The 6,000-nt window shown below is 61.5% G+C and carries 4 protein-coding genes; all 4 read right to left on the reverse strand.

The genetic code is table 11. From position 1 onward, the window contains the following. Nucleotides 1-572: 572 nt before the first annotated feature. The 4 genes from M8523_RS29860 to M8523_RS29875 all read right to left on the reverse strand — a co-directional run bounded on the left by M8523_RS29860 (nucleotide 573) and on the right by M8523_RS29875 (nucleotide 5,946). On the reverse strand, nucleotides 573-1,508 hold the full coding sequence (locus M8523_RS29860) for a hypothetical protein (protein WP_282588503.1): 936 nt from the start codon (nucleotides 1,506-1,508) through the stop codon (nucleotides 573-575). Then, nucleotides 1,505-4,468, reverse strand: a complete 2,964-nt coding sequence (locus tag M8523_RS29865; protein ID WP_282588504.1) for a DUF927 domain-containing protein — start codon at nucleotides 4,466-4,468, stop codon at nucleotides 1,505-1,507. Before M8523_RS29865 ends, M8523_RS29860 begins: the two co-directional genes overlap by 4 nt. 166 nt (nucleotides 4,469-4,634) lie before the next feature. Then, entirely contained in the window at nucleotides 4,635-4,823 is a 189-nt protein-coding gene (locus M8523_RS29870; RefSeq protein WP_282588505.1) for a helix-turn-helix domain-containing protein, read from the reverse strand. A 289-nt stretch (nucleotides 4,824-5,112) separates the two neighbouring features. Next, nucleotides 5,113-5,946 (reverse strand): hypothetical protein, encoded by an 834-nt coding sequence (locus tag M8523_RS29875; protein ID WP_282588506.1) that lies wholly within the window; start codon nucleotides 5,944-5,946, stop codon nucleotides 5,113-5,115. Nucleotides 5,947-6,000 lie beyond the last annotated feature (54 nt).

The following is a 6,000-nucleotide window of genomic DNA, read 5'->3' on the forward strand; positions in this document are numbered from 1 at the left end:
ATGGCACAGCGCTTTGCCACGACTCTGCTTTCGGCATCCATGATCCACGGTGGATCGCCGTGGATCGCGGTGACCCACGCTGACGTGCGTTGACTTTTTCAGTGTTCCAGGCGGCCCTGAAGCTGGTCACATGGAGCATGATTAGTGGCCAATGGCCTGAAACTCGCGATCGAAATCGACCACGCTTCGCGGCGGCAAATCAGGTCGTCCCGAGAAGCTGTCGCTCGATCCTGACCGACATAAACGGTCGCGCGACTACGCCGCCGGATCGTTGTAAGTCATGATCTCTCTCGCTGTTGCTGGCGTTTAGGCGAATTCTGCGGCTGACGGAATCCCCGGTTGGGCGGGGACCGCATGAAAGAGGGTCTCAAGCTACTTCGCAGGGCTCGACCGCGAGGGATTCGTCGAACGCGTCCCGCATGACCTGAAATTTGAGACCAAAAAAATCCTCTGGATCCACGGCGCGGCGGAGCGCCTTGCTCACCGGGATGACGCGAAGCGGAGTTCCGTGAGGTCCAGGACCACCGCGCCGGCGCTGGCGTGGCTGCCCGCATTCCTACGGAGTGCGTCAGTCATCGGCCGAACCTCCACACGGGCACCGACGGATTGATGGCGGGCGGGCGATAGAACGACATCCGCTCGAACAGGATCGCGTGGTACTTGACCTCGATAATGGGATCGCGGTCGGCGAGGACGCAGGCGCCGCAGCCTGAGACATTCGCGAGGCCCACGGTGGGATGCACGCCGAACAACAGCACCGTCGGCCACTCGTAGCCGGCGGCTGCGATGGCGAGCGGGCTGGTCAGGAAGTCTAGCATATAGCCGTAGGTGCGGGTCCATTGGCCGTCACGAAAGCCTGGGCACGGGATGATGTCGGGCGACAATGTCAGCGCGCCCTCGATCCAATCGGCGGGCAAGCCGACGACGCTAGTGCGTTCTCGGAGCATGACACGCGCGCGCGCGTGAAAGGTGGAAACCATTTGGGCTTCGACGCGACGGGCGGGCTCACGCGCGTAAGAGCCTGTAACCGCTGGAGCCGAGTAAGGGGCGACGTCGTCTACACCGGCATCGTGCAGGCTGGCGGCATGGTCAGGGATCCAGTCTGATTCGTCATCGACGGGTTCGAAAATGGTCGTGGAGAGAGCATTACCCGCAAGCCCGTCTTTTCCCACCTTTCCCACTTTCGAAATGATAAGTGGGAAAAATAAGCCATTGCATTTGCTGGCATTTCCCACCGCTCCCACCTTTCCCACCGTTTTTGATGCATCCCCTATTGCGCGTGCGCCCGCGCGCTGATTTTCGATCAGTATTCGTGCTAGATCATCTTCGGTCTCGAATTGTGATAATTCATGGTGGGAAAAGTGGGAAAGGTGGGAAATACCACTACTATCAACTAACTGTTCATTCCCACCAGCATCGCCATTTCCCACCAAAAGTGGGAAATCCAGGGTGGAAACCTGGTCAAACGCGTCGGCGGCGTCGCTGATGAGGCGCTTCAGGTTGATCACGGGCGGCCTCCGCTGACCACCTTGAGCGGTGTCCGCTCTGACCCGCGGCCGAACTCATTGCGCGACAGGACGTAGGCCTTGAGCTTGCCGACCTTCGGCACGTAGTCGACGAAGGTGTGCTTGGGTGACTTGGTGCGGACGAGGCACTCCCGCGCCTTCAACGCCTTGCCGACCTCGGCTTCCTTCAGCGTTCCGCCAGCCGCCTCGATCAGGCGGTGCGCGGGAATGTAGATGGCCTCGTTGTCGAACCAGCCGACGGCCTCGCGGTTCGTGCGGGTCTCGGCGTCGATATCGTGCAGGGTGACATTCCATCGCTCGGCGACCCACGTCTGGATATTGGCGATCGCCTGCTGCTCGGGGTCGAGTGCCACGGCATCCGACGACCCCCTGAACTTGGCCCATGCCCAGGCGATGACCTTCTGGATGTCGGCACTTGCAGGCAACAATCCGAACTCCTTTCCCAAAGTGCCGGCCAACGTGAGGATAGCGAACACGTTGGCCGCGCGGATAACGGCTGAGTCTGGGGCGATACCCTTCATGCCGATGCCAGCGATGTGACGGGCCAAGCCGTTGATCCCCTCGCGGATGGTGTTGGGGTCGCGGTGCATCCCCTCGGTGATCATGGCCTGCACGAAGGCGGGGCCAGCGTGGCCAAAGTTCGTCTTGATGCCGTCGATCCGCTCCAGCGCGGCCGCGCTCACCGTGCGGTTGATGCCGGTGACGTCGACGTCGGGCAGCCGGACGGTCTGTCCGGCGGTCCACTCCCCATCATCCTTGCGGATCTTCTCTTCGAGGCTCGTCTCGGCCGAGAGAACGGCGAAGGTGGCCCACGAGTAGCTTTCCTTCAGCGTGGCGGCCGACGACATGCGCCGCTTCCCGACGTTGCCGGCGAGCGTGTAGATGATCTTGCCGACCTCCTTGCCGCTGACGTGCGCCAACTCGTCGAGCACCAGCACCGTCCCGGTCGAGCGCGACGCCATCTGCTCGATCGAGTTCACCGTGGCCTTGGCGCTCTGGTAGAGGCTGTCCTTGTTCGCTACCGCCTTCGACCATGCCGATGCGGCCAGCTTCTGTGCGGTGCTCTTCCCCGACGACGAGAGGCCGGAGAAGTTGATGCCGCAGGTATCGAGGCCGGCGAGGCCGATCAGCGGGCCGGCGAAGGCCGCGATGACGCCGAGCGTCCAATGCGGGCAGTCAGTCTCCGCGATCGCCGCGGCGGCCGCGTCCTTCCACCCCTTCAATGTGCCACCCTGGGCCACGGACGCCGCGAGGCGCGCCGAAACCGACAATTCGACGGAATGGCCGGAAGGCAGCCCCAGGATCGTGCCGTTGGGGCAGACGAACACGGGGTCGGCAAGCCCGTCGAGTTCGTGCCAGCCCGGCTTGCGGACGATCAGGATCTCTTGCTCCGGCCCCGCGGCCTTCATGCATTCGACCGCGACCTTCTCGCCGTCGTCCAACACGCGCATGCCGGCTGCGAACAGCATCGAGCGCACCTCGGCCGCGTTGAGCTTGGCGAAGTCGGACCGTTCGGCGTCGATCAGGCGGACGCGCCCCGCCATGTCCTGCACCGACAGGCGCAGTCCGTAGGCCTCGGCCTGGTCGACATATTTCAAACGCGCGGACACCCCGAACGGCGTGAAGATCGGGACGAAGATCTCATGCATGTCCTCGCCCTTGCCGACCATCACCCGCTTGTGCGCCCACACGGCATCGCCGAAGCGGCCGTATTCGATCTGGGTGCCGAACATCTTGGGGAGTGGGTACTGCGCCGCGATCCGTTCCAAATCGACCATCCGGTCCGGGCGCTCGGCCCAGGTGTCGACCTCGGCCTGAGTGGGCTGGAACGGCGCGGCGGATTTGATGCCGGCCCGCACGGCGTCCAGGCCAGCACCGTTGAGGATGTCGAGCCAGTCGGCACCATCACCAGGACTGCCTGGCATCGCGATGCCCACCGATATTGCCTCGCAATTCCGCAAACCGAATTCACGCGCCGCCTTCTCGCCCCGGCGCGACCCCTCCGGCTTCGACGGCTTGGCCTTCTCGTCACGATCGGCGGCGACCGTCACCTGCTTCGTGACGTCGTAAGGAACGAAGCTCTCCAGCCCGACGGCCGACACGCCCGCGGCGACGGCAATAGTTTCACCAACCACCTCGGCCCGGAACGCCACTGCGATGGCCGCGCCGGTTTCGATGCCCTCGCACAGGATGATGTGCTTGGCCTTGGTGGGATCACCCCATAGCACCGCGCGGCCCGCCGTGTTGTCGCCGTCGGCGGCCCGTGCCGACTTCTTGGGGTTACGGTCGTAGCCGGCCGCCGTCTTACCGAGGTCAGCCTTCCCAGCCCCGCCGGGCGCCACATAGATCCGGTGAGCATGGCGCCGACCATCGCTGCCGACCTGGCCGAAGATAACGCATGGGTAGTCGCCGACGCGCACCGGCTTGCCGTCGCCGGCCGGCGGGTCGAAGTAGCCGAGCGCTTTGAACCCAGTCGTGGGCGTGGCAGGCATGAGGACGTCGGCAGCGTCTACACCCAGGCGGAACGCGAGATAGGAGCGGGCGAGGCCGTCGTCACGCTGATCGGCCGGCGGGTACAGCAGATCTTCGACGCCCTGCCGCTGACGGACCTTGCCGTTGCCCCCCTTCTTCTTGATGAGGTCGGCCCGTCCGAGCAGCTCGGCCACGCGAATCTTGGTGGCCTCGAAATCGGCAAGGCCCTCGCACTTCATCACGACGTCGAAGATGTTGTCCGCCGTCCCGGGCTTGTTGCAGGTGCAGAACGCCAGCTTCTTCTCGTCGTCCCACCGCCAGTCAGCGGTGCCGCCATGATCCGGATAAGGGCATGTGATGTGGGTACGCTTTGCGTTCCACTTGACCCCGGCGGTGGAGAGGATCTCCGTCTCTCGATGCATGACAGCCGACTTGATCTCGTCGGCGCGCACGTAAATCGACGGGTTCACGACCGCGGCACCGCGATGGCGCCCGACATATCGAGCTGATTGGTCCGGGAAATCATTTTCGGCTTCCGTTGCAGAGCACGGTTGCCACGCCGGCCGAAATGTCCTATTCAGACGCTGCTAGGCACTCGAATAGAACAACAACCCCGTGCAACTCGCGCGGGGTTTGTTACTTGCGGTGGTAATTAGATGTCAGTTCTTTCAGGGACTTGACATCGATGAGAGTGCGAGTGCCGAGCTTGGCGGTTTTGATTTGACCGCGCTTGATCAGGCCGTACAGTGTCGTGCGTCCGATGCTGGTCGCCTCCAGCGCGTCCCGGACCGTGCAGGTCAATCTTTCCTCAAACGGAAGAAACATAGTGTGGTCTCCGCATCGCCGAACACCGGCGGACGGCGGAGAATTCCCACGAACAGGCGAGAAGATCACGCCACATCTGCCAACATTTCCCCGCACGCGGAAATGTGGACTCATTGGCACCCCCCTGGCGGGCACACATCCATTGCTTTGCTTACCTCAGCATGATGCGGCCGCTGGCCGGATCGACGAAGTCCTGAACGGCAGCACCGGCTCAGATTGATGACTAGGAGTGTCTGATATGATCATTACGGCATTATACTGACGAGCCGACTCTCCGCGATCGCAAGCGTCACCTTGAATCGGCGTCGTTCAGGTCATTTGCTCCTGCAACTTTCGGTTGATGGCCTCGATCTAGAGGCTTCTTCTTTAGGTATCGAGATATCGTCTCGCGATGAACGGCGAGATACCCCATCTGTTTTAGCTTACTGACAATGAGTTCATCTCTGGTTTTGACCAGTATCCCGACCAGTTTCTTTCCTTCCGTTTCAAGTGCGACGATCGCCTCCGAGATGTTCTTATCGGACTCCGTTAATCCGAGTTTTTTACCCGCGACGTTGGGAGCGCCGCTCTCTTCCCTTTCAATTGCACGGTCAGAGTTCGAGCCGTCTTCGTAGACGAACCCAATAAAGCGCCGAGACATCCACCTCACGAAGTTTGTTGTTTCGAGAAAGACCGGCTGTCTCAGACCGCCCTTTCTGGTTTCGGGCCCGAAGCCGACCGTGAAATCGTTAGGCCCAACAAAATTAGACAGAAAATTAGCGCCGGCGCCTGATTTCGGATCTATTTGCCAGCTCGGAGCGGATAAAATTTCCAATTCCCCGCTACGCGGCTCTCTTATCAAGCCCGCTATTTCTTGTCTTTGCAGAGCGTCGCGGAATTCATCGGCAGCCTTGTCGATCGCGTCTTCGTAACCCTGAGCCAGCTTTTCGGTATACTTTCCGCTCCGCTGGCCCAGTTCGCGCCTGCGATCGTCCACAGTGGCGCCTCTGATCAGCGCGCGGTAGTTTGGGACGGACTGCTCAAAATAAAGAATGAAAGCCGCAAAAAGCCCAATATGTCCTTTCGGAACAGTATCCGGTGCATCACCCAGCATAATTTTAGTAATTACCCAGGCCCTTGCCACGCAAGGAAATCGCTGATTCCCTTAGCGAATGAGCCGATTCGATCTTGAGCGTTT

Origin of the sequence: Lichenifustis flavocetrariae, assembly GCF_026130545.1 — a bacterium.
In the GTDB taxonomy this organism is placed as follows: domain Bacteria; phylum Pseudomonadota; class Alphaproteobacteria; order Rhizobiales; family Beijerinckiaceae; genus Lichenihabitans; species Lichenihabitans flavocetrariae.

What these genes read in the sequence shown, in the direction of transcription:
- M8523_RS29870 (WP_282588505.1), bottom strand. Translation starts at nt 4,823, where the DNA reads ATGTTTCTTCCGTTTGAGGAAAGATTGACCTGCACGGTCCGGGACGCG.